We start from the raw sequence: 895 nt of genomic DNA on the forward strand, positions 1-895 counted from the left end.
CGCCATTCCCGGCCAGGTAGGGTTTGGAACCGCATCCCCGACAAGGTGCGCAAGCAGATCGTGGAACTGGCTCTGGAAGAACCCGAGTTATCGCCCCGCGAGCTTGCGGTGCGGTTCACCGACACCAGGCGCTACTTCGTTTCTGAGGCCAGTGTTTACAGGCTTCTGAAGGCACAAGATCTGATCACTAGCCCAGCCTGCATCACCATCAAAGCGGCGGATGAATTCCATGAGAAGACTGTGCGGCCGAACCAGCTTTGGCAGACCGACTTCACCTATCTCAAAGTCATCGGTTGGGGCTGGTTCTACCTGTCTACGATCCTGGATGATTACAGCCGTTACGTTGTCTCTTGGCGCCTTTGCACCACGATGAAAGCTGACGATGTCACAGGAACGCTGGAAGACGCTTTGGCTGCATCAGGTTGTGACAGTGTCACCGTTGCCCACAAGCCCCGGCTGCTCAGCGACAACGGCAGCAGTTACATCTCTGGCGAGTTGGCGAAATGGCTGGATGAGCAGGGTATGGATCATGTTCGGGGAGCGCCCAACCATCCGCAGACCCAGGGCAAGATTGAGCGATGGCATCAGACGATGAAGAACCGTGTCCTGCTGGAAAACTACTATCTGCCAGGAGCGCTCGAACAGGCCATCGGCGACTTCATCAATCACTACAACCACAACCGATACCACGAGAGCATCAGCAATCTGACACCCGCCGATGTCTATTTCGGTCGAGCCGAAACAATCCTCAGACGCAGAAAGGAAATCAAACACCAGACAATCCAGAAACGCCGCTTGCTGCATCATCAGAACGCGGCGTAGATTGAAACTGCGGCGAGCCTGATCCTCCTAAGCCAATCAAACGCTCGTGTTCCAAATCATTCGATGACGGACA

Annotated in this window: 1 protein-coding gene; it reads left to right on the forward strand. The window is 55.1% G+C overall.

Annotated elements, in window-relative coordinates; translation table 11 throughout:
• A partial coding sequence (locus ACR0DY_RS19890; protein WP_480899027.1) for an IS3 family transposase occupies positions 1–822 on the forward strand: 822 nt, incomplete at its 5' end.
• Positions 823–895 lie beyond the last annotated feature (73 nt).

The organism is Ruegeria sp. O6 (assembly GCF_056535045.1).